This is a genomic window from Desulfovibrio sp. 1214_IL3152 (genome assembly GCF_036763055.1).
GTDB lineage: Bacteria > Desulfobacterota > Desulfovibrionia > Desulfovibrionales > Desulfovibrionaceae > Desulfovibrio.
The window spans coordinates 1-1,632 of the sequence record NZ_JBAIYW010000182.1 but is presented as its reverse complement, the minus strand read 5'-3'; the positions used below and the strand labels follow the sequence as shown (position 1 = coordinate 1,632).

Sequence of the window (1,632 nt, the reverse complement as noted above, 5' to 3'; positions counted from 1 at the left end):
TGGGCCACCTTGCGCACGGCGCGCAACTGCCGTTCACGCATGCTCAGGCTTATGCGCCAGTCCCCGCCGGGGGTGTGCAGCAGCAATGCCTCGCCTCCGGCTTCTCCCTGACCGCGCGCGGTCACCTCAATCCAGAATCCGCCGGGATATCCCGCCAGACGCAGCAAGTCGCGCAGACCCGCCAAGGCAATACGCAGATGCTCGCTGGATGGCATATTTTTCTGATCCTGGCGCAATTCCTCTTCCATAAGACGTATGCGCTCCTCACATTGGGCGCGCTCGTCCTCCAGAGTAAAAAGGCCACGCTTCATCAGGCGCACGCTGAATACCACCACCAGCAAAAATACGGCGCCGGCCGCGGCCCATTCCCAGGTCATATATCCTCCGCCACAGGGCTGCCGCCCGGTATATCCTGTAAAGTGTCACTGCAGCGGCCTCGGCTGTCAAGAGAGTTGTGCACGCTTTTTCGGCCTGCCGTATCTCTAAGCCTGTCCGGCCCTTCCCTTTTTTTGGGCAAGTATGTATCGTGGACAATAATAGCATATGGAGCGCACGTTTCCCATCACGGCGGTCAGGATCACGCCTGCGGAAAACGCCCGTCCCCTGTGCCGATCAGTCGAATTTTTCCGGCTGAACCGGCCGATCGGGCATAGCCGCATCCCTTGCCCCGCCTTCGCGACACAGCGCTCCTTCCCTAGGTTTCGTTCACCCGGCCCGCGCCGCGCGCGCCAGCCACATCGCTTACTAAGGGAGAAAACCATGCCTACCCCACTGGAAATGCAACGCACCTTTGCACTCGTCGGCACCGGCGGCTGCGGCAAAACCTCTCTTGCCGAGATGCTGCTGTTCAATGCCGGAACCACCACCCGCATGGGCGCCGTTGAAGAAGGCACCACAAGCCTCGACTACGAGCCGGAAGAAACCCGGCGGCGCGGCTCGGTGCAGCCCGCCTGCGCGACCTATACGTGGAACAAGAACCGGCATTTCCTGCTGGATATTCCCGGCGACGGCAACTTTACGGGCGATATGGAATGCCTGCTCAAAGGTGTGGACAGCGTGGTTTTTGTGCTGGACGCCGTGGACGGCGTGCGGCCTCTGGCGAAAAAATTCTGGAACATGGTGCGGCAGGCCGGTCTGCCCGCCATGATCGTGGTCAACAAGCTTGACCGTGACCGTGCCGACTTTCAGATGACCTTTGACGGTCTGGCCGCTCTGGGCATCAGGCCCGTGGCCCTGCAACTGCCCATCCGCCAGGGCGAAACATTTTTGGGCATGGTCGACGTGCTTTCCGGCAAGGCGCATATGTTCAAGGCCGACGGCAGCACGGCTGAGGCCGAAATTCCTGCCGGACTTGCGGACGATGCCAGTCTTTTGCGCGACATTACCGTGGAAAACATCGCTGAAAGCGATGAAGTCCTTATGGAAAAATATCTGGAAGAAGGCAGCCTGCCCCTGGAAGACCTGCACAGCGGCCTGCGGGCGGGCGTTATCAAGGGAGAACTGATCCCCGTCCTGACCTGCTCGGCCCTGGAAAACAGGGGCGGCGTGGCCCTGCTCAATGCCATAGAAGCCCTGCTGCCCTCTCCCCTTGACCGCCCGCCTTTCGAAGGCGAGGGCGGCGCTGTCCGGGCC

General features: G+C 61.2%; 2 protein-coding genes. One reads left to right on the top strand and one right to left on the bottom strand.

Annotated elements, in window-relative coordinates:
* The coding region (locus V6C07_RS03800) for a translation initiation factor IF-2 (protein WP_333535037.1) at positions 1-377 on the bottom strand (377 nt) is incomplete at its 3' end.
* A gap of 382 nt (positions 378-759) precedes the next feature.
* Here V6C07_RS03800 and V6C07_RS03795 point away from each other — a divergent pair.
* The coding region (locus V6C07_RS03795) for a GTP-binding protein (RefSeq protein ID WP_333535036.1) at positions 760-1,632 on the top strand (873 nt) is incomplete at its 3' end.